The sequence below is a fragment of the Micromonospora sp. WMMA1363 genome (genome assembly GCF_030345795.1).
Classification (GTDB): domain Bacteria; phylum Actinomycetota; class Actinomycetes; order Mycobacteriales; family Micromonosporaceae; genus Micromonospora.
Window position 1 is genome coordinate 2031160 of the sequence record NZ_JAUALB010000001.1, and the last position, 20550, is coordinate 2051709.

Consider the following 20550-nt stretch of genomic DNA (forward strand, 5'->3'; position numbering starts at 1 on the left):
GCCAGCGACGGGAACTGGCGAAGCGCGATCAGGGGCTGGTCGGCGCGGATCGAACGGCAGGCCCGAGCCGGGCCGAGGGGACGGTTCGCGCTTTCCGGATCACATCACGTAGGTCAGGCTGGCCCAGAAGGCGAGGGCGGAGGCGGCCAGTAGCCCACTGACCGTGGTTCCCATCAGGATCAGTGCCGGGTTGACCCGGAGCCGGACGCGTACGAGCAGGTACACACCGGCGGCGGCGATGAAGGCGATCACGGCGAGGTAGACCACGAACAGGAAGCTCGCGGTGACGACGGCCGCGGCTCCGGCCGCGGCCAGTGCGGCCCGCCGTCGGCCGAGATCGCGAAGAAAGAGCAGGTAGGCGGTCATGCCGGTGAGGAGCGCGACCAGCCCCATCACGGCCGGGGCGGCGACCGTGGCGAGGGAGAGCATGAGCAGGAAGCTCGCGGCCACGGCCGCCGCTGTTGCGGCTGCGGCCAGACCGGCGCGCCGCGGCCCGAGGTCACGGAGAAGGACCAGCTGGGTGACGATGCCGGCGAAGATCGCGGTGCCACCGACGAGGATTGCGAAAGACGAGTCCATGGTCCTCCTTCGTGTCTGAGGATTACCCGGCATCCGTGCCTTGGGGAGATCCTATTGACGCGAATGCCGGACGCGCGCCCCGCCGCAGCGGGTCAGCTCGTGCTGGTGCGGTGTCGCCTGAGGTGGTGGAGATCGGCAACTGCCGCGACGAGCCCGATGACCAGAAAGCAGATGATGATCAGCAGCGGCAGCCGGAACGCGAGTGTCCAGGTGCCGGTGCGGTCCAGGCTCTCGAAGAGGGCGGCCCCGACGACGGCGACCCCCAAACCGCCGCCGAACCGCTGCCCGGTCTGGAGCATGCCACCGGCGCTGCCCGCTTCGGCGCGCGGGACCTCGGACAGCGTCAGCGTCTGGTTCGGGGCCACGACCATCCCGCCGCCCACGCCAGCGGCGGCCAACCCACCACCCAGACCGGCCAGCAACAACGGCAACGTCGCCGTGTGCGGTGAGCCCGGGCCGGGCAGGAAGATGTCGACGACGGTCAGCGCGGTGATCCCCACCGCCGCCAGGAGCAGCCCCGCGGCGACCAGCGGGCGACCGATCCGCCCCGCCTTCGCCCCGGCCACGACCGAACCGACGGTTGCGCCCAGGGCCAGTGGGGTGAGCCACAGCGACGTCGGTGACCAGCAACAGCACCGCCACCAGGTCCAGCTTCGGCCGCTCGGCGGACTCGGCGACGGGGAACAGCCGCCACCCCGCGACAGCGACGGTCAGCCCGATCGGAACGTTCAGCAGGAACACCCACCGCCAGCCGAACTCGGTCCCACCGGCCACGATCAGCCCACCACCGAGCAACGGCCCCAACAGCCGGGCGAGACTGACCCCTGCCACCACACGAACGGCAGACCCACAACCGAGCCAGGGAGGACCGCGGAGACGACGCCTGACCCATCTCTATATAGTGGACCGGTGGCGTCGGTCAAGCAGTTCCAGGTTACCTTCGACTGTGCGGAGCCCGAGCGCGTCGCGCGTTTCTGGTGCGAGGTGTTGGGATACGTCGTGCCGCCGCCACCGGAGGGGTTTGCTAGTTGGGACGATTTCGATCGAGCGTTGCCGCCTGAGCGTCAGGGTTCGGAGTTCGCGTGCGTTGATCCCTCAGGTGTGGGCCCGCGACTGTTCTTCCAGCGCGTTCCCGAAGGGAAGGTCGTCAAGAATCGGCTGCATCTTGACGTGCGGGTCGGCACCGGGCTCGTGGGTGAGGAGCGTGTGGCCGCACTTGAGGCCGAGTGCGCACGGCTGGTCCCGCTCGGCGCGGTACGCGTGCGACTACTGCGTGCCGATGGCGTCAACGAGTCGTGCCTCGTGATGCAGGACGTCGAGGGCAACGAGTTCTGCCTCGACTGAGTGGGCGCGCGGACGGGGCGCCGCCGCCAGCCGACTGGCCGCAGTTCGCCTTCACGAAGGGTTCTCCCGAGCGGCCGCGCCGTTGTCACCCACGACGACATGGACCAGGATGTTCACTTATACCGGCACGACTCGAGCGCAAGGCGGCGCGAAACCGGATGCGCCGAGACGTCGACCTGGTCGTTGCGGAGCCCACCGTGCGGATCGAGCCCAACGCCACCGTGCTGCGGGAACAGACGACACCATCACATAGTGGATCGTGAACGATTCGGGGGAAACGAGCTCCACGCGTTCGCGTCGCGTCCCACCGAGTGAGCGGACGGTTACCCACGGCCAGCCGGTGGACTAGCGTTTACCTGCGTGTTGCCACCGATGCCGACGCGCCTCGGCCGACCCTGGCCCGCCCGATCGGTTGGTTTCCGCGCGAAGTCGCACCGCCGGCGCGCCGGTTGGGCAGGATCGTCCCCAACGAGGAGGTGCCGTCGTGCAGGACATCCGCACTCTCGCCCTGTCGTTCGAGGTGAGCGGCCTGCCACCGGTCAAAGCCGAGGCGCTGTCCATCTTCGCCGCCGGGCACCGGCAGGCGACGAGGGTCCGCGCCCTGCTCCAGGCGGCCTGCGAGGCGGCCCAGCGCACCGGCTGGACCCCGCTGTCCGGGCCGGTCGAGGTGGACCTCGTGCTGCGTTGCCCGCCGGGGCACCGCACCTCCGACGCGAGCACCCTGCTCGGCGGGGTGTGCGCGGTGCTCCAGGACAAGAAGCGGGTGGCCAGCATCGGCCTGGCCCACCTCGGCGTCCTGGTGGACGTCGCCCTCTACGACGACGACCGGCAGATCCGGAAGTTGACGTACCGGGAGGAGCCCGCGGAGGACTGCTCGTACGAGGTACGGGTGGCCGCCGTACCGGCCGTGGTTTGACCGACGGCCGTGGTTTGACCGACAGCCACGGTGGGGTACCGCGGTCGCCGAGGAAGGGAGCGCCGATGTCGGATCCACATGTCACGCTGGACCCCCGCGACGCCGTGCAGAGGAAGCTGCGCGGCCCGCTGGAAGACCAGCTGACATCGGCACTCCAGGCCGCGACCGAACGGGTCCGGGCCGGCTACACCGGTGAACCGGTCGAGCAGGTCTGCCAGCGACTGCTGGACGAGACCCGGGCCGGCCTGCACCCCGACATCGCGGCCGGCTTCCAGCCGGACATGGACGAGTTCTGCCGGGTGGCCGTGGCGATCGTGCGCGGCGCCGCCACCTGAGGATCACTTCGACCCGGTCCGGGCCGGCCGCAAGCTGGGAGACCGCCGGTCAGAAGTGCCGGAGCAGGTCCGGGAAGACGGCGAGGTGCAAGACACCCTCGTCACCCCGATCCAACTCGTCGTGCTCGAGCACCCAGGTGTTCTCGTTGGGAATGAACACGGCGTTCATCCCGGCGGCACGGGCCGGCAGGATGTCCGACCTCGGCGAGTTGCCGATCATCCACCCGCGGGACGGGTCGAAGCCGTGCGCGTTCGCCAGCCACCGATAGGTGTCGGCATTCTTCTCCGGCACGATGTGTGCCGCCGTGAAGTGGTGCAGCAGGTCGGACGCGTCGAGCTTGCGCTGCTGCTCCTCCCGCTCGCCCTTGGTGAGCAGCAGCAGCTCGTGCCGGCCGGCCAGGTCGACCAGCGCCTCGGCCACGCCCGGCATCAGCTCCACCCGGTGCTCGACCAGCGCGGTCGCCAGTTCCTCGATCCCGCGCCGCTCGGTGTCGGTGGCCGGGCGCTCCCGCAGGTGCTCGAAGCACTCCCCCAGGCTGCGCAGAAAGACCCTGCTGCCGTAGCCGTGCGCGGCCGCGTTGGCGCGCTCGACGTCGGCGAGGATGGCGCGGATCTCGGCCCGGTCCAGGGTCGGGTGGTCCACCCACGTCAGAAAGTCGTCGACGACCCGCTCGAACACGACATTGTTCTCCCACAGCGTGTCGTCGGCGTCGAAGACCAGCACCTGACCATACCGGCGCGTCACGCCCCGCATCCGTCCCTCCCGTCGTCGGGCCCCGGCCACCGTCGTCGGGCCCCGGCCACCGTAGTCGGCCGGCGGCGTCCGGTCACCCGGGTTCCGAAGCCGTGGTCGGCCCACGTTCCTACCGGCGGCGGGTGAGAATGAGGTCGGCGACCAGGGCGGTCCAGCCGGTCTGGTGCCAGGCGCCGAGGCCGGCGCCGTTGTCGCCGTGGAAGTACTCGGGAAAGGCGATCAGGTCGCGCCAGTCCGGGTGGGTCTGGAAGAGCTGCGCGGCGCCGTAGATCGGTCGCCGGCCCCAGCCGTCCCGAGTGAACAGCGCGATCAGCCGGGCGGACAGGTCGTCGGCGATCTCGTCGAGGCTCGGCTTGACCCCCGAGCGGGTCGGGTACTCCACCTGAAGATCTTCGCCGAAGAACGCGGCGTACTCACGCAGCGCGCCGATCAGCAGGAAGTTGGTCGGAATCCAGATCGGCCCACGCCAGTTGGAGTTGCCGCCGAACAGGCCACTGGTGGACTCGGCCGGCTCGTACCCGACCCGGAACTCCTGGCCGCCGAGCGTCACCGCGAACGGCTTGTCCAGGTGGGCGCGGGAGAGTGTCCGCAGTCCGTACTCGGAGAGGAACTCGTCGGTGTCGAGCATCCGGGCAAGTAGCCGGACGATCTGTTCCGGGCCGACCATGGACAGCAGCCGCTGCTGGCGACCGTCCGGGCCGAGCCGCCGGGTACCGATCACGTCGGCGTACTCGGGGCGGTTGGTGAGGAACCAGCGCAGCCGCGCGCCCAGTTCGGGCAGCTGGTGCAGGGTCTTCGCGGTGAGCCGGGTAACGGCGGCGAGGGGCAGCAGCCCGACCACCGAGCGCACCTTCAGCGGCACCCTCGTCCCGTCGGCCAGCCGCAGCACGTCGTAGAAGAAGGCATCCTCGGCGTCCCACAGGCCCTGCTCGTAGGCCGCCGCGGCGATGTACGCGAAGTGCTCGAAGAACTTCGTCGCGGTGTCCACCCAGGTGCGATCACGCTCGGCGAGCACGATCGCGATGTCGAGCAGGTTGAGCGCGTACATCGCCATCCACCCGGTGCCGTCGGACTGCTCCAGCACCCCGGCCACCGGCAACGCCGCCGACCGGTCGAACGGGCCGACGTTGTCCAGCCCGAGGAAGCCGCCCTCGAAGACGTTGTTGCCGCCGGTGTCCTGGCGGTTGACCCACCAGGTGAAGTTGAGCAGCAGCTTGTGCATCACCCGGGCGAGGAAGGCGTGGTCCCGCCCACCGTCGATCTCGAACACCTTCAGCGCCGCCCAGGCGTGCACCGGCGGGTTCACGTCGCCGAAGGCCCACTCGTACGCCGGGATCTGGCCGTTGGGGTGCAGGTACCACTCGCGCAGCAGGAGCAGCAGCTGCTCCTTGGCGAAACCCGGGTCGACCCGGGCGATGGCCACACAGTGGAACGCCAGGTCCCAGGCGGCGTACCACGGGTACTCCCACGGGTCCGGCATGGAGATCACGTCGAAGCTGGTCATGTGCCACCAGTGGCTGTTGCGCCCGTGCCGGCGCCCGGGCGGCGGGGGCGACGAGCCCGGATCACCCGCCAACCAGCGCTTGACGTCGAAGTGGTAGAACTGCTTGCCCCACATCAGCCCGGCGATCGCCTGCCGGGCGATCAGCGCCTCGTCCGGCGTGACCCCGGCGGGGATCACCCCGGCGAAGAAGCGGTTCGCCTCGGCCCGCCGCGCCCAGACCGCCGAGTCGAAGCCGTCGCCCAGGTCGGCCGGCGGGGGCGGGGTGTCGCCCGGGGGCCGCGCGGTCCGGGTCAGCCGCAGCCGGATCTGCCGCTGCGCGCCGGCCGGCACGCTCAGCACGTAGTGCAGGGCACCCTTGGTGCCCTGCCGCTCCGGGTTGACCGTCGGCGCGCCGCACACCACGTGATCGTTGATCCCGTCCTTCGGGTAGCGGGATCGGCTCGGCAACCCCCACAACCGCTCGGCGTTGGTGTCGTTGTCGCACAGCAGCGGGGTCGGCTCGCCGTCGCCCTCCAGCAGGAGTTGGCCGAGCACCCGGTGCTGCCCGACCAACCGGGTCCCCCGGCCGACGATCCGGGGGAGCCGGTCACCGCCGGGCAGGCCCCACGCCCAGGTGTTGCGGAACCACAGCGTGGGCAGCACGTGCAGGGTTTCGGCCCGGTCGCCCCGGTTGGCGACGGTGATCAGGACGCACATGTCGGTGGGGCTCGCCTTGGCGTAGTCGACGGTCACCGCCCAGTACCGGTCGTCGTCGAAGATCCCGGTGTCGACCAGCTCGTACTCGGTGTCGTCCCGGCCCCGCAGCCCGTTCACCGCGACGAGTTCGTCGTACGGGAAGACGGCCTGCGGGTAGTGGTAGCGCCAACGCATCCAGGAGTGGGTGGGGGTGGAATCCTCGTACCACCAGTAGTCCTTGGCGTCCTCGCCGTGGTTGCCGCCGTCCCCGCCGAGGCCGAACATCCGCTCCTTGAGGATCGGGTCCCGGCCGTTCCACAGGGCCAGCGCGAAGCAGAAGGTCTGCCGGTCGTCGCAGACGCCCGCCATGCCGTCCTCGTTCCACCGGTAGGCTCGGGACCGCGCGTGGTCGTGGGGAAAGTAGTCCCACGCCGTGCCGTGTTCGCTGTAGTCCTCCCGTACCGTCCCCCAGGCCCGTTCGGACAGATAGGGGCCCCATGCGCGCCACTCCTGCTCCCCCGCGTCTGCCTGGGCGAGCCGGATCCGCTCGGGGTCGGGCGCGGATGCGTCGGGGGGCACGTCGGTGATCACTCGCACATCTTCGACGCCGCCGGGGTACTTCACCACAGCGGCCATTCTCGTCGTGGCGCTTCACACCTCGCCGCCGGTGGAGGAAAGTTGATCGACATTCGGTTCGGGCCGCAGGCCTGCGGCGAGTTGACCAGCGCCGCCAGCCACGAGTGGCTGGTGCCCGACGGCCTCGGCGGGTATGCGATGGGCACCGTCGCCGGGCTGCGGACGCGCCGCTACCACGGACTGCTGGTGGTGGGCGGCGAGACACCGGCGTCCCGACGGTTGGCACTGGCGAGCCTCGACCCGGCGGTTGTCCTGCCCGCCGGCGCGCGAATCCGCCTCGGCGCGCACGAGTGGGCCTCCGGCGACCTGGATCCGCGGGGCTTCGAGCTGGTGGAACGCTTCGACCTCGCCGATGGGCTGCCGCGCTGGCGCTGGCGGATCGGCGACGTGGTGATCGAGCGGGAACTGGCGACGACGCACGGCCGGCCGTGCGTGGCCGTCGTGCACCGGTTGGTCACCGGCGGTCCGGTCCGGCTGGAGCTGGCTGCCGCGTGCACCTGGCGGGACGCCCACGGCGAGCGCCGCGCCGACGGGCCGGCGCCGCGGCAGGACCCGGTGGCCGACGGCGCCGTGGTCGAGGGCTCGTTCCGGCTGTCCGGCCCCGGGTGGGTGCCCGCGGGCCAGTGGTGGCTCGGCGCGTACCACCGCGAGGAGGCCGCGCGCGGGTTACGCCCGGACGAGGATCTGTGGTATGCGGGCCACTTCTCCGGCCTGCTGGACCGACCGGGTGACACCGTGTCGGTGCTCGCCTGGGCCGGTGACCTGGCCGCCGAGCCGCCGCCGGGGCCGGCGGTGGTGGCCGCCGCGCGGGCCCGCAACCGGGCGGTGGTGGCGGCGGGACGGCCGGCCGACCCGGTCGAGGCCACGCTCGTGGCGGCCGCCGACACATTCATGATCGACACCGGTCGCGGTCCGGACGTGGTAGCCGGCTACCCGTGGTTCGGAGCCTGGTCGCGGGACACAATGATCTCGTACGAGGGGCTGTTCCTGTGCACCGGTCGCGTGGATTCCGGCCGCGCGCTGCTGCGGTCGTACGCGGCAACGCTGTCGGAGGGGATGCTCGCCAACACCGCCGACACCGGCCGGGTGGAGTACAACACCGTCGACGGCACACTGTGGTTCCTGCACGCGGTGAACCGGCACGTCACCGTCACCGGCGACACCGACCTGGCCGCCGAGTTGCTGCCCGCGCTGCGTGGCGTCGTCGACGCCCACCTCGCCGGCACCCGGTTCGGGATCGCCGTCGACCCGGCCGACGGACTGCTCACCCAGGGCACCCCGGACTCCCCGGACACCGCGCTGACCTGGATGGACGCCCGGGTGTACGGGGTGCCGGTGACGCCCCGGACCGGCAAGCCGGTCGAGGTCAACGCATTGTGGGTCAACGGCCTGGCCGGGCTCGCCGAACTGGCGGACCTGGCCAGGCAGGACGCCACCGATCTGCGGCGGCTACACGGCCGGGCGGTCGCCGCGTTCCGGGAGCGGTTCCCCGCCCCGACCGGATGGCTGCACGACGTGGTGGACGCGCCCGCGCCGGCGTACCCGCTGGGCGGGGCCGCCGTCCACGACGACGACCTGCTGCGCCCCAACCAGGTGCTGGCCTGGTCACTCCCGTTCGCCCCGCTGGGCCCGGACGAACCGACACTGCGCCGCATCGCCGCCGGACTGCTCACCCCGCTTGGCCTGCGCAGTCTCTCCCCCGACTCGCCGGAGTTCGTCGGCCGGCACCGGGGCGGTCCGGCCGAGCGAGACGGCGCCTACCACCAGGGCACCGTCTGGCCGTGGCTGCTCGGCCCGTTCGTGGACGCGAGTCGGCGCGCCAAGCTCCCCGTCGACGAGCTGTTCGCCGGGGTCGAGGCGCACCTGACCGAGTTCGGCCTCGGCTCGGTCAGCGAGACCGCCGACGGTCTTCCCCCGCACCGGGCGACCGGATGCCCGTTCCAGGCATGGTCGGTCGCCGAGCTGCTGCGGGTGCGCCGGATCCGGTAGGCAGCGCTTTACACGACCGCAACGATTGCGTCTCCGCTGGTTAGCCGTCCACCAGCAGGATTGGTCCCGATCCAGTCGCGACGTCAACGGGGCACCGGAAGTGGTGCCGGCCGGCGCGCGCTCGGGGACAACTCAGAGGGGGCCGCTGTCACCAACCGCCGACGTGATCGACATCCAGCCCGCCCGGCACCACCGCGTGCTGATGCTGTCCTGGGAGTACCCCGCCGGTGCTCGTCGGCGGCCTCGGCCGCCACGTCCACGCCCTCTCCGTCGCCCTCGCCGCCACCGGTCAGGCGAGCCGCGCCGGAGCATCGAGATCCCTGAGGGCAACCTCCTCGCGGTCGGCGCCGCCGGCTGAGCCGCCCTCCGGTCGGCGCGCCCACCTCGGCGAACGGGCTGGCGGCCCGTCTCCTGACCTAAGGTGTACGCCGGGCGGTGGATGGGAGCACTGTGGAGCGAGTGCTGATCGCCGGCCGGTACCGGCTGCTCGAACTGGCCGGACGCGGCGGCATGGGCCGGGTTTGGCGGGCCCGCGACGAGGTGCTGCACCGCGAGGTCGCGGTCAAGCAGATCACCCCGCCGAGTTGGTTGACCGGTGCGGAACGCGACGAGCTGCGGCTCCGCACCCTGCGGGAGGCGCGCACGGCCGCGTGCATCGACCATCCGAACGTCGTCAAGGTGTACGACGTCGTGCGGATGGGCGACAGTCCGTGGATCGTGCTGGAGTACGTGCCGTCCCGGACCCTGCAGGACATGCTGGACAGCGATGGGCCGCTGCCGCCCCGGCGGGCCGCCGCGATCGGACTGGACCTGCTCGCCGCGTTGCACGCCGCGCACGGCGCGGGGGTGCTGCACCGGGACGTCAAACCGGCGAACGTCCTGGTCGCCCACGACGGGCGGGCCCTGCTGACGGACTTCGGGCTGGCCGTCTTCGACGGCGGCGACGGGGCGATGACCCGGCCGGGCATGGTCCTCGGCTCGCCGCAGTACGTGGCCCCGGAGCGGGCCACCGACGGGGTGTCGAGCGTGACGGCGGACCTGTGGTCGCTCGGCGCCACGCTGTACGCGGCGGTGGAGGGACGCTCGCCGTACGCCCGCAGCACCGCCATGGCCACACTCAGCGCCCTGGCCACACACCTGCCGGACCCCGCTCCGAACGCCGGGCCGCTGGCCCCGGTGCTCGCCGGGCTGCTGTGCCGCGACCCGGACGACCGCACCGACCACGCCGAGACGCGGCGGCTACTGACGGCCGTGCTCGAATCGCCGGGCCCGCCGGTGAGCGTGCCGGCCGCGCCGGTCCCGGAGCCGGCCACGACGGCGACGGCCGCGACGACGGCAACGACGACCGGGACGGCTGGCGGGGCTGCCGGAGCACCCGGCGTGCTCCCCCGCCTGTGGTCGCGCGGCTCAGCCGCCCGGCGCTGGGCGCTGGCGGTGTCGGCGTTGCTGGTGGCCGCCGTCGCAGGGGTGGGAACGGCGCTGGCGGTGACCGACGAGCCGCCGGAGCGCCCCGACGGGGCCCGGTCTTCCGGCGGGCCGGCGCCCGGCGGCCGCCACGGCCGGCCCGGTCTCGGGCTGGCGCCGGGTGACCCGCGGATCATCGGCGAGGACGGTGGGTACGACGGCAGGTTGGGCCGTACCCGGCCACCGAAGCCGGGCCGGCGCGGCTTCCCACCGCCGCCGTTTCCCTGCCTACGTCCCGATGTCGCCGGCGAGCCGGTGGTCGCCGCGTCTCCGCCGGCCGGGGAACCGTTCCGCCCGCCACGCGGCTGGGCCTGGCACGTCGACGTTCGCGGCTTCCGGGTGGCGGTGCCGGCCGGCTGGCGGTACTCCGAGGACGGTGACGTGGCCTGCTTCCGGGACCCGGCCACCGGGCGCACGCTCAGCGTCGCGAACGCCGGCGACGCTCCCGCCGCCGCTCTCGACCGGCTGCGCGCCGCCCGGCAGCGGGCGATCGCGGCCGGCGCCCTGCCGGGGTACGTCGAGATCCGTCTCGGCACGACCGCGGCGGCCGCGGAGTGGGAGTGCGGATGGGACACGCCGCACGGCTTGCGGCTGCGGGCGGTGCAGGTGGTGCCGACCGATGCGGCTGGTGGCTGGGTGCTCGGCTGGATCACCCAGGACGCCGACTGGGCGGCGGCGTCGGGACAGTTCACCACGGTGCGCGGGAGCCTGGGCGGCCGGCCGACCGACCGCGACACAGCTCCGACCTGATGGGATACACCGCACCGCGTACCTGTCGTGCCACCCGCGATGACCGAGGGAAGCGCGATCGGGCGGGCGGCACTTCCCTGGAAAGCGGTGTGCTGAACTACAGTGACGTAGTTTTCGGCGCTCAAGATTCCCGGGAGGGTGAGCGGACATGATGGGACCGTCGCACGCGCTGTCCGGCGCGGCGGTGTGGCTGACCGGATCCTTGGCGCTGGACCGGTTCGCCGACTATCACCAGTCGCCGCTGGCACTCGCCGTCGGCACCGCGGTGTGCGCGGGCGGCGCGCTCTTCCCCGACCTCGACCTGTCCGGCAAGGTGACCCGCAACCGGGGCGGCGCCACCGTCGCCCGCACGTTCGGCGTCGTCTCGCTGTTCGTCGCCGAGGTGACGGAGAAGGTGTCGCTGGGGGTCTACTACGCGACCAAGCTGAGCAAGGACCCGCGCCGCACCAACGGCCACCGCACGCTGACCCACACGATCCCGTTCACCGTGTTGGTCGGCTGGGGCACCACCGCGCTGTGCGCGGCGTACGGCAAGTGGGCCGTGATCGGCATCCTGTTCTTCATGTTCGGCCTCGCGCTGCGCGGCCTTTTCGACGAGTGGGCCGAGCGGGCCGGCTGGGTCGTGGTGACCCTGGCCTCGCTCGGGGCGGCCTGGTTCACCTTCGCCAACCTGCCGGGCAACCGCGGGTATCCGATGATCGGTCTGGCCGTCGGCGTCGGGTGCTTCGTGCACATCATCGGCGACATGATCACCAAAGCCGGGGTGCCGATCCTCTGGCCCATCCCGATCAAGCGCCGAATGTGGAAGATGATCAGTCTGCCGGATTCGATCGCCCTGCGGGCAGGCGGCAAGACAGAGGTGGTGGTGGTCCGCACCGCGCTGACCGTGATCGCGGTGCTCGCTGCCGTCGGGTTGGTCGCTCCCTCGGTGCTGCAACGCTTCAACATCGAGGTCTGACGACGATGGGGACGGCCGACGACGCCGACGTGCCGGCATTCTGGCAGGGGCTCGGGCTACCCGGCCTCGCCGACGTGCACGTGCACTTCCTCCCGCCCCGGCTGCTGCGCCGGGTGTGGGCGTACTTCGAAACCGCCGGCCCGCTCATCGGCACGGGCTGGCCGATCCGGTACCGCGAAAGCGACGCGGAGCGGGTCGCCCACCTGCGCCGGCTGGGCGTGCGGGCGTTCAGCGCCCTGGCGTACGCCCACAAGGCCGGCATGGCCGAGGAGCTGAACCGGTGGACCCTCGACTTCGCCCGGGCCACACCGGACTGTCTGCCCTCGGCGACGTTCTTCCCCGAACCGGACGCGCAGCGGTACGTCGCGGGTGCACTCGCCGCCGGCGCCCGGGTGTTCAAGGTGCACGTGCAGGTGGGTGGGTTCGCCCCCACCGAGCCGGTGCTGGACCCGGTGTGGGGACTACTCGCCGACGCCGGCGTGCCGGTGGTGGTGCACGCCGGGCACGCCCCGGTCGGCACCGCACACACCGGACCTGCCCCGTTCGCCGCCGTGCTCGCCCGGCACCCGGGGCTGGCCGCGGTCGTGGCGCACCTCGGCGCGCCGGACTACGCCGCGTTCCTCGACCTCGCCGAGCGGTACGAGCGGGTACGGCTGGACACCGCGATGGCGTTCACCCCGTTCTTCGACCGGTTCGTGCCGTTCCCCGCCGGGGAGTTGCCCCGTTTGCGCGACCTGGGGCTGGCCGGCAAGGTGCTGCTGGGCAGCGACTTTCCGAACCTGCCACACGCGTACGCGGAGCAGCTCGCCGGCCTGGCTCGACTGGACCTGGGCGACGACTGGCTACGCGCGATCTGCTGGGGCAACGCCGCTGCCCTGTTCGACCTGGCGGGTTGACTACGCCCCGACCCGCTGGGGCGGGATGGTCAGGCCGTAGAGGGTCATCAGCTCCGGGGTGTCGACCCGGCTGCCGTCGGCGACCGCGTCACAGGCGATGTCGACGATCTGCCTCTTGTGCGCCAGCAGGTACGGCCGGGCGCCGACGTCGGCGCTGGCCAGGGTGGCGATGCCGGACCAGTGCCGGCGACCGAACAGCATCGGGTAGCCGCGTAGCCCGCCATAGGTGGCGCAGACCAGTACGTCCGGGTACGGCAGCGCGGTGACTCGGCTGACCGCCGCGGCGGTCAGGCCGGGCATGTCCACCGGCACCACGACCACCGCCTCGATGTCGTCATCGTCGATTGCCGCCAGACCGGCCCGGATCGACGAGCCCACGCCGGTTCCCCAGGCCCGGTTGACCACGACGGTGGCGGCGGTCAGGTCCGCGGTCTCGCGCACCTGGTTGGCCGCGGCGCCGAGGACGACCACGATCCGTGCGCAGCCCGCCTCCGTCAGCGTATCGATCATCTGGTTCACCAGGGGCCTCTCCCCCTGGTGCAGCAGGGCCTCGGGGCCGCCGATCCGGCGTCCCCCGCCCGCAGCGATGATCATTCCTGCGATCCGGTTCAGCGGTGCCACCTCCGTCGTAGAGACGGACCGAACGAAACTGTCGCTCGGCCCCTGACGCACAACGGACCCAACGACACTTCCCGCATGGTGGTAGCGGGGCAAAAAGGAAAAATGTGTGCTATGCCGCGTCGCCGTAGCAGTCGACGATGGACACGTCGAGCGGAAACCGGACCGGCGTTGCGCCGAAGAGCAGCGCGGTGGCCCGCCCACCCGACCGGGCCACCGCCGCCGCGACCTGTTCGGCCCGCTCCTTCGGGCAGTGCACCACCACCTCGTCGTGCTGGAAGAACACCAGCTCGCCGCCGGTACCGGCCAGCTCGCCGCGAAGCGTGGCGAGCAGCGTCGAGGCCCACTCGGCGGCGGTCGCCTGGACGACGAAGTTGCGGGTGAATCGGCCCCGCGACCGGGCCCGCGCCGTGCGGTCACCTCCGTCCGGGACCCCCTGCTCGCCGTCGAGCCCCACCGCACCGGGTGGGCAGGTGCGGCCCAGCCAGGAACGGACCAGCCCACCGGTCTCGCCGGTCCGGGCGGCCGCCTCGACATACCCGAAGGCGGTCGGGTAGTTGCGGCGCAGCACCTCCAGCGCGGGCACCGCCGCCCCACCGGTCTGCCCGTACATGGCGCCGAGCAGGGCCAGCTTGGCGCGCGCCCGGTCGCCGGCGAAGGCGTCCCGGGCCAGCGCGGCGTAGAGGTCGCCGGCCCCACCGGCGGCGGCGAGCCGGTGGTCACCGGAGACCGCGGCCAACACCCGTGGCTCCAACTGACCGGCGTCGGCGACCACGAACGTCCAGCCCGGGTCGGCCACCACCGCCCGACGGATCACCTTCGGGATCTGCAACGCGCCACCGCCCCGGGTGGCCCACCGGCCGGACACCACCCCGCCGGGCACGTACTCCGGCCGGAACCGGCCGTCGCGCACCCAGGCGTCCCACCAGGCCCAGCCGTGCGCCGTCCAGATCCGGTAGAGCTCCTTGTACTCCAGGACCAGCGGGATCGCCGGGTGGTCGACGCCGCGCAGCACCCAGGCCCGGGTGTTGGGCACCTCCACCCCGGCCCGGGCGAACGCCCGCACCAGTTCCGCCGGCGAGTCCGCGTGCAGCTGGCGGACGCCCAACGTCTCGGCGATGCGGGCGGCCAGCCCGGCCAGCCGGCGTGGCGCCCCGCCGACCGGGGACGGCTCACCGAGCAGCTCGGCGAGCACGGCATCGTGCACGTCCGCCCGCCACGGCAACCCGGCGGCGGCCATCTCGACGGCGATCAGCCCGCCGGCCGACTCGGCGGCGACCAACAGCCGGAACCGGCCGGGATGCCCGGTTGCCGAGATCCGGGTGACCTGGTCGGCGTACACCCGGGTCAACGCCTCGACGCCGGGGCCCGGCGGGCCCGGCAGCGTCTCGAAGAGCGCGCCCTGGCCGTGGCCGGGTGGCTCGGCCACCCGGGGTGGCGGGTCCGCCGGGACCGGCGTGCCGGTGAGCCGCGCCCAGGCGGCAGCCGCCGCGCGGGGCTCGCCCCACCGGCCGGCGTGGCCGAGCAGCAGCGCCTCGGTCAACTCCACGTCGTGGCAGCGGTCGACGCGGACCCCAGCGCGCATCAGTGCCGGGTAGATCGTCGCCGCCGACGCCCAGACCCACCGGGGGCGACCAGCCCGCTCCCGGTCGGCCACGGCCGCGGCCAGGTTGGCGACCGGCTCGGGCGGCGCGGTCGGCCGCCCGGCGGCGTCGAGGAGTTGCAGCACACCCCCGCCGAGTTCGTCCGCCACCACCGCCACCAGCACGAACGTGATTCTGCCTCGCCGGTGCGACACTCACCGGAGCGACACCCACGGGAGGCCAGCTCAGCAGCCACTCACGCGAAGGCGAATGGTTACTTGCCGACTCCGGCGGTGAGGCCGGACTGCACCTGTCGCTGGAAGACGATGTACACGACCAGCACCGGCAGCATCGCCATGGTGACCCCGGCGAACAGACCGGACCAGTCGGACTTGTAGCCCTGGTTGACCGACAGGTCGATCAGGCCCTGGGCGATGACCTGGTTCTTCGGTTCACCGGCGACGGACTGCATCAGCAGCGTCGGCAGGTACCACTGGTTCCACTGGCCGAGGACGTTGAAGATGCCGATGCTGATCAGGCCCGGCTTGGCCATCGGCAGCATCACGCTGAAGAACAGCCGGCTGTGCGAGGCACCGTCGACCAGGCCCGCCTCGGCGATCGCGGTGGGCAGGGTCCGGAAGAACGAGTGCATGAAGAAGACCGTGAACGCCAGCGACCAGGCAACGTAGACCAGGACCAACATGAGGTGCTTGTTCGGCCCGAGCGGCGAAAAGACCACACCGGTGTTGTAGACGCCCTTGAACAGCGGGACGGCGGCGAGGTAGACCGGCAGGGTGAGCCCGGACAGGAACATGTAGTAGATCAGCCGGTTGCCCGGGAACTCGTACCGGGCCAGCACGTACGCGGCCATCGAGCCGAGCAGCATCGTCAGGAAGACGCTGCCCGCCAGCACCAGTCCGGTGTTGAGGAAGAAGGAGCCGAGCTGCCCCTCGGTCCAGGCCCGGCCGAAGTTCTCCCAGCGCAGGCTGTCCGGGATCAGCGACAGCGGCTCCCGGATGACCTCCGAGTCACTCTTCAGGGCCGACATCAGCACCCAGACCAGCGGGTAGACGACCATGATCGCCCACACCAGCAGGAACACGTGGGAGAACCCGTTGAAGATCCGCGCGCCCGCGCCCCGGCCGGCCGGCTCGGAGCGCCGGGCGGACGGCGGGACCTGGTCGGGCCGGGTCCGGTCGGAGCTGTGGATCGCCGTACTCATCGTCACCAGTCTCCTCAGAACTCGATCCGCTCGCGGCGGGTGATCCTCAGCTGCGCCGCGGCCAGCATGATCGTGAAGATCGCCAGCGCCACACCCATCGCGCAGGCGTAGCCGAACTGGCCCTTCTGGAACGCGGTGAAGTTGAGCACGGACGCGAAGATCTCGCTGGCGTGGTTGGGGCCACCCTGGCTGGGCGTCATCACGAAGACCAGGGCGTACATGTCGAGGGCGATGAAGCCCAGGTAGACCCAGGCGACCGAGACCGTGTCCCGCAGCAGCGGCAGGGTGATGCGGAAGAAGGTGTGGAACCGACCGGCGCCGTCGAGGATCGCCGCCTCGTAGATGTCCTTCGGAATCGACTGCATCGCCGCGGAGAAGAGCACCATGTAGAAGCCGGCGCCGCTCCACACCGCGATCAGCAGCAGCCACCACAGCACCGCGGGGACACCGAGGAACGGTTCGGGGTCGTTGGTGAAGGCGATCGGGTTGTCGGCGTCGACCAGCCCGATCTTCATCAGGATTCCGTTGACCAGGCCCTGGCCGTCGGCCCGGTAGATCTGCTGCCACATGACCGCGATGACGACCAGGGACAACACCTGCGGGAAGAAGAAGATGACCTTGTACAACCCGGAGCCGAAGACGCCCCGGATGCCGGCCCTGTCCTCGCGTCCGCCCACGTTGAGCAGGAACGCGAGGAACAGGGCCAGCGCGATCGTGAACAGCGGCACGGTGATCAGGAAGAACACGTTGTGCCAGAACGCCTTCCTGATCAGCTCGTCGGAGAACAGCCGGACGTAGTTGTCCAGCCCGACGAACTGCTGCCGGTCGGAGTAGCCGCCCCAGTCGGTCAGCGAGTAGCCGGCCGCCTGTGCGAAGGGCCACACCACGTAGAAGAGGTACAGCGCGACGGGCAGGGCCAGGAAGCCTGTGACGAAACGCGCGACACCGTGCCGCATTGGACTCACTCTTTCCGTTCTGATCAGGCCGTACGGGTCTGCTTCGTGATCGACGAGTCCTGGGCGACCTTGTCGGCGGCCGCCTGCATCTTGTCGACGAACTGCTGGGCGGTCAGCCGGCCGGCCATCAGCTCCTCGGAGAGGTTCTGGCTCTCCTTGTCCAGATCGGCATAGAAGTTCCCGAACTTGACCGAGATGAGGTCCTGCGGAGCGTTCTTCATCAGCTCGTTCGCGCTGGCCAGCGCCGCGTCCTGGACGTTGTCCCCGGAACCCTTGGTGGAGGCGAGCGACTTGGTCAGCTCGGCGAACTTCGCCGAGCCGGCCTTGGAGAGCACCGCCCGCAGGAACTCCTTGGCGGCGGCCTTGTTCGGTGCCTTCGCCGGGACGACGATGCCCTCACCGGCACCGGCGTAGACGTCGTTCGGCGCCTTGTCGCTCGCCCCCAGGCCCCAGTAGTCCGACAGCTTCATCTCGAAACCCGGCGGAATGGTCGCCGCCATCTCGTTCTTGAGCCAGGTGCCGACCTGGATGAACGCGGCCTTGCCGTCCAGCCACGCCTGCTGCGACTGGGTGTGGTCGAGCTTGCCGGGCAGCAGCAGCTTGTCCTTGACCAGTTTCTCCCACGCCTGCAGGGCCGGCAGCACGCCGTCGGCCTTCCAGGCGTTCTCCTTGAGATTGTCGATGTCGATCACAGCCTGTTTGCCGGCGGACTTCCAGATCGTCGCCATCAGCGCCCACCGCGGGTAGTAGCCGTGCACGGCATCGTGGACGTACGGGGCCATGCCCTTCGCCTTGATCTTCGGCGCGAGGGCGAAGAAGTCGTCGAAGGTCTTCGGCGGCTGCCAACCCTCCTTGTCGAACAGGGCGGCGTTGTACCAGTTACCCCAGACGGTGTAGGCGATGTTCACCACGTAGAACTTGTTTTGGAAGGTGCCGTCGTTGACGGTGCCCGGCAGCAGCGTGTCCGCCACCGTGCCCTCGCTGTCCCACGCCGGGGCGGTGAGCAGGTCGTCCAGCGGCTCGATCGCGCCCTCGTTGACCAGCGTGCTGATGTCCATCATGTCGGCGCCGGAGTTCATGACGACGTCGCTGGGCTGAGTCGCCATCTTCGGCTGTTCTTCGGTCTTGATCTTCTGGGTGGAGCTCATGTTGACCGTGACGTTCGGGTGCTTGGCCTTGAAGATCACCTCGTCTTCCTTGGCCCACTGGTCACCCAGGCCGCCGTTGAAGATGACCACCTTGACCGCGCTGCCGTCCTGCACGCCGAACGGGTTGTCCTTGCTCTTCGTGCCGCCGGTGTCGTCGTTCTTGGCCGGCTCGCTGCCGGCGCAGGCGCTGAGCAGACCGGCGGCGGGGGTGACCAGCAGACCCGCGGCCGCGGCGCGACGCAGCAGGGTCCGGCGATTGAGATCAGGGGAAACGGACATGTGCGACTCTCCTTGGGATTCGGGTCAGGCGGTCCGCCGGAGGCGCCCGGCGTACCGCGACTCGAGGGCGTGGTTGTGCTCGTCCCCGCCGGGGACACTGGCGGAGAGGTAGATGGGCGGCACCTCCCCGGCCTGGTGGAACCGTCGTACGACCTCGGCGGTCAGCAGCTGCGCCAACAGCGCCGCGGTGACCGAGGAGACCGCACAGACCGCGCCGCCGCCCTCGAGCGGCAGCAGTGCGTCGCCGTACGGCGCGCCGTTGTCCAACACGACGTCGGCGAGATCGGCGAGCCGGCGGCCCGACGGGTGCCGGGAGGCGACCCGCGCCGTGTGCTCGGCCGAGGTGACCGCGATCAACGGGTGACCGCGCCCGGTGGCCAGCGTCGCCAGCTCGACCACCGAGCCGTTGATGCCGGACTGGGACGCCACCACGAACACGTCCGGCGGCTGCGGGGCCGCGAGGGCGTAGATCTGGTGGGCGATGGAGGGGTCGCGCTCCAGCTTCGGATCGGCGAGCACGCCGCGCGGCGCGTCCCCGTGCAGCACCAGGTCGTGGATGGTGAGCCGGTTGGTGGGGACCAGCCCGCCGGCACGAGCGACCAGATCAGCGGCGAACGCCTCGGAGTGCCCCGCCCCGAAGGCTTGCAGTACTCCGCCGGCCCGCAGGCTGGCGGCGACCAGGTCGGCGGCGGCGGCGAGCGCGTCGGCGCTGGTGTCGAGCAGCCGGTCGAGCACCGGCCGGACGGCCTCGGCGTACCGCTGAGCGCTGATCATGCGGTGGCCCCCTTCGCGGCCTTGTGCCCGTCGACGGCCTGGGCGGTGCGTCGGAAGGCCGCGTGCGCGCGGTCGTGGGTGCGCTGGGCGACCGCGATGTAGAGCAGGTCGAGCACGACGAGTTGGGGGTGCCGGGCCGACAGCGCGTCGGGCCGGAAGGTGGTGGCCTGGCTGGCCGTCAACAGCACGAGGTCGGCCAGTTCGGCCAGCGGCGAGCGGGGGAAACCGGTCACGGCGACCGTGGTCGCGCCGCGGCTGCCGGCCTCCGCGAGCATCTCGATGGTCTCCCTGGTCTGGCCGCTGTGCGAGACGCCGAGCGCGACGTCGCCGCCGCGCAGCAGCGCCGCGGAGGCCAGCCCCTCGTGGACGTCGTTCCAGGCCCAGGCGGCGACCCCGATGCGGTGCAGCATGAACTGCATCTCCTCGCCGACCAGGGCACTGCCGCTGGCGCCGAAGATGTTCACCCGACTCGCCCCGGCGATGGCCACCGCGGCGCGCTCCACCTCGGCGAGGTCGAGCAGCGCGGCGGTGTCGTGCATGGCCCGGGTGTCGGCGGCGATGATCTGGTCGAGCACCCGCCGCAGCGGGTCGTTGGGCTGGATCTCGCGCCCGATGTCGACGGTCCAGCCCGCCGAGCGGGCCCGCCCGGTCTCGGCGGCGATGCCCAGGCGCAGGTCCGCGTACCCTTCGAAGCCCATCGCCCGGCAGAAGCGGGTGATGGTGGCCGGTGAGGTCCCGCTGCGCTCGGCCAGCTCCACGATCGTCGCGCGGGCGGCGGCCTCCGGGTCGCTGAGCACGTGTTCGGCGACCCGCCGCAGCGCCCCGGTCAGGTCGCCGGCACCGGCCCGGACCCGGGCCAGCACACCGTCGGCTGCGCTCCCGACGACGCCCCGCCGGTCGGATCCGTCGGTGTCGACCATCGCGGTCCCCGCGGCGGTGTCCACCTCGTGATCAACCATCGGACGCCCTTTCGAAAGACTGTTAACTGTTAGTGGTAAAAGTTCTTACTGAAGGCCCCTCCGTGTCAAGGCCGTGGGCGAAGTTTTCAAACTGTTACCTGGCGCACAGCCGGACGCGAGGCGCCGCCCCCGTTACCTTTTTGATCGTCCCCAGCCGGGGACTGCTCGGTCGCCCGGCTCGGTATGACTAACCGCCCCTGTCGTACGCATG

General features: G+C 71.5%; 17 protein-coding genes and 1 pseudogene. 7 read left to right on the forward strand and 11 right to left on the reverse strand.

What is annotated here, in order from left to right; genetic code table 11:
- Positions 1–99 precede the first annotated feature (99 nt).
- Both QTQ03_RS09245 and QTQ03_RS09250 read right to left on the reverse strand, forming a co-directional pair.
- Complete coding sequence (locus tag QTQ03_RS09245) at positions 100–579, reverse strand: hypothetical protein (RefSeq protein ID WP_289277622.1); 480 nt, start codon at positions 577–579, stop codon at positions 100–102.
- A 92-nt stretch (positions 580–671) separates the two neighbouring features.
- Positions 672–1413 (reverse strand): annotated as a pseudogene (locus tag QTQ03_RS09250) (hypothetical protein); the annotation flags it as partial.
- 75 nt (positions 1414–1488) lie between these two features.
- Here QTQ03_RS09250 and QTQ03_RS09255 point away from each other — a divergent pair.
- The 3 genes from QTQ03_RS09255 to QTQ03_RS09265 all read left to right on the forward strand — a co-directional run bounded on the left by QTQ03_RS09255 (position 1489) and on the right by QTQ03_RS09265 (position 3174).
- Positions 1489–1923 carry a VOC family protein gene (locus QTQ03_RS09255; protein ID WP_289277623.1) on the forward strand — a complete coding sequence of 145 codons (435 nt, stop codon included), beginning with the start codon at positions 1489–1491 and terminating at the stop codon, positions 1921–1923.
- A gap of 484 nt (positions 1924–2407) precedes the next feature.
- A complete protein-coding gene (locus tag QTQ03_RS09260) occupies positions 2408–2839 on the forward strand; it encodes a RusA family crossover junction endodeoxyribonuclease (RefSeq protein WP_289277624.1) in 432 nt (143 codons plus the stop codon).
- 65 nt (positions 2840–2904) lie between these two features.
- Positions 2905–3174, forward strand: coding sequence for a hypothetical protein (locus tag QTQ03_RS09265; protein WP_289277625.1), 270 nt, complete (start codon positions 2905–2907; stop codon positions 3172–3174).
- Positions 3175–3223: 49 nt separating this feature from the next.
- On the opposite strand, the gene QTQ03_RS09270 is transcribed toward QTQ03_RS09265, so the two are convergent.
- Positions 3224–3928: an HAD family hydrolase gene (locus QTQ03_RS09270; protein ID WP_289277626.1), complete on the reverse strand. Its 705-nt coding sequence runs from the start codon at positions 3926–3928 to the stop codon at positions 3224–3226.
- A gap of 109 nt (positions 3929–4037) precedes the next feature.
- The gene (locus QTQ03_RS09275) at positions 4038–6743 is read right to left on the reverse strand and encodes an MGH1-like glycoside hydrolase domain-containing protein (protein ID WP_289277627.1); all 2706 of its coding nucleotides are present in this window, start codon (positions 6741–6743) and stop codon (positions 4038–4040) included.
- A gap of 42 nt (positions 6744–6785) precedes the next feature.
- On the opposite strand from QTQ03_RS09275, the gene QTQ03_RS09280 reads away from it, so the two are divergent.
- The 4 genes from QTQ03_RS09280 to QTQ03_RS09295 all read left to right on the forward strand — a co-directional run bounded on the left by QTQ03_RS09280 (position 6786) and on the right by QTQ03_RS09295 (position 12800).
- Entirely contained in the window at positions 6786–8732 is a 1947-nt protein-coding gene (locus QTQ03_RS09280; RefSeq protein ID WP_289277628.1) for an amylo-alpha-1,6-glucosidase, read from the forward strand.
- Positions 8733–9167: 435 nt separating this feature from the next.
- Positions 9168–10946, forward strand: a complete 1779-nt coding sequence (locus tag QTQ03_RS09285; protein WP_289277629.1) for a serine/threonine-protein kinase — start codon at positions 9168–9170, stop codon at positions 10944–10946.
- A gap of 148 nt (positions 10947–11094) precedes the next feature.
- Positions 11095–11904, forward strand: coding sequence for a metal-dependent hydrolase (locus QTQ03_RS09290; protein WP_289277630.1), 810 nt, complete (start codon positions 11095–11097; stop codon positions 11902–11904).
- Positions 11905–11909: 5 nt separating this feature from the next.
- Entirely contained in the window at positions 11910–12800 is an 891-nt protein-coding gene (locus QTQ03_RS09295; RefSeq protein ID WP_289277631.1) for an amidohydrolase family protein, read from the forward strand.
- On the opposite strand, the gene QTQ03_RS09300 is transcribed toward QTQ03_RS09295, so the two are convergent.
- The 7 genes from QTQ03_RS09300 to QTQ03_RS09330 form a co-directional block, all read right to left on the reverse strand.
- Positions 12801–13394 (reverse strand): nucleotidyltransferase family protein, encoded by a 594-nt coding sequence (locus QTQ03_RS09300; protein WP_289277632.1) that lies wholly within the window; start codon positions 13392–13394, stop codon positions 12801–12803.
- Positions 13395–13530: 136 nt separating this feature from the next.
- Positions 13531–15216, reverse strand: coding sequence for a bifunctional 3'-5' exonuclease/DNA polymerase (locus tag QTQ03_RS09305; RefSeq protein ID WP_289277633.1), 1686 nt, complete (start codon positions 15214–15216; stop codon positions 13531–13533).
- 59 nt (positions 15217–15275) lie between these two features.
- Positions 15276–16223, reverse strand: a complete 948-nt coding sequence (locus tag QTQ03_RS09310; protein WP_289280745.1) for a carbohydrate ABC transporter permease — start codon at positions 16221–16223, stop codon at positions 15276–15278.
- A gap of 14 nt (positions 16224–16237) precedes the next feature.
- Positions 16238–17179, reverse strand: a complete 942-nt coding sequence (locus QTQ03_RS09315) for a carbohydrate ABC transporter permease (RefSeq protein WP_289277634.1) — start codon at positions 17177–17179, stop codon at positions 16238–16240.
- A gap of 23 nt (positions 17180–17202) precedes the next feature.
- Positions 17203–18606, reverse strand: coding sequence for an N-acetylglucosamine/diacetylchitobiose ABC transporter substrate-binding protein (gene ngcE / locus QTQ03_RS09320; RefSeq protein ID WP_289277635.1), 1404 nt, complete (start codon positions 18604–18606; stop codon positions 17203–17205).
- Positions 18607–18630: 24 nt separating this feature from the next.
- Positions 18631–19380, reverse strand: coding sequence for a sugar isomerase domain-containing protein (locus QTQ03_RS09325; RefSeq protein ID WP_289277636.1), 750 nt, complete (start codon positions 19378–19380; stop codon positions 18631–18633).
- A complete protein-coding gene (locus QTQ03_RS09330; protein WP_289277637.1) occupies positions 19377–20339 on the reverse strand; it encodes a MurR/RpiR family transcriptional regulator in 963 nt (320 codons plus the stop codon). Before QTQ03_RS09330 ends, QTQ03_RS09325 begins: the two co-directional genes overlap by 4 nt.
- Positions 20340–20550: the final 211 nt, after the last annotated feature.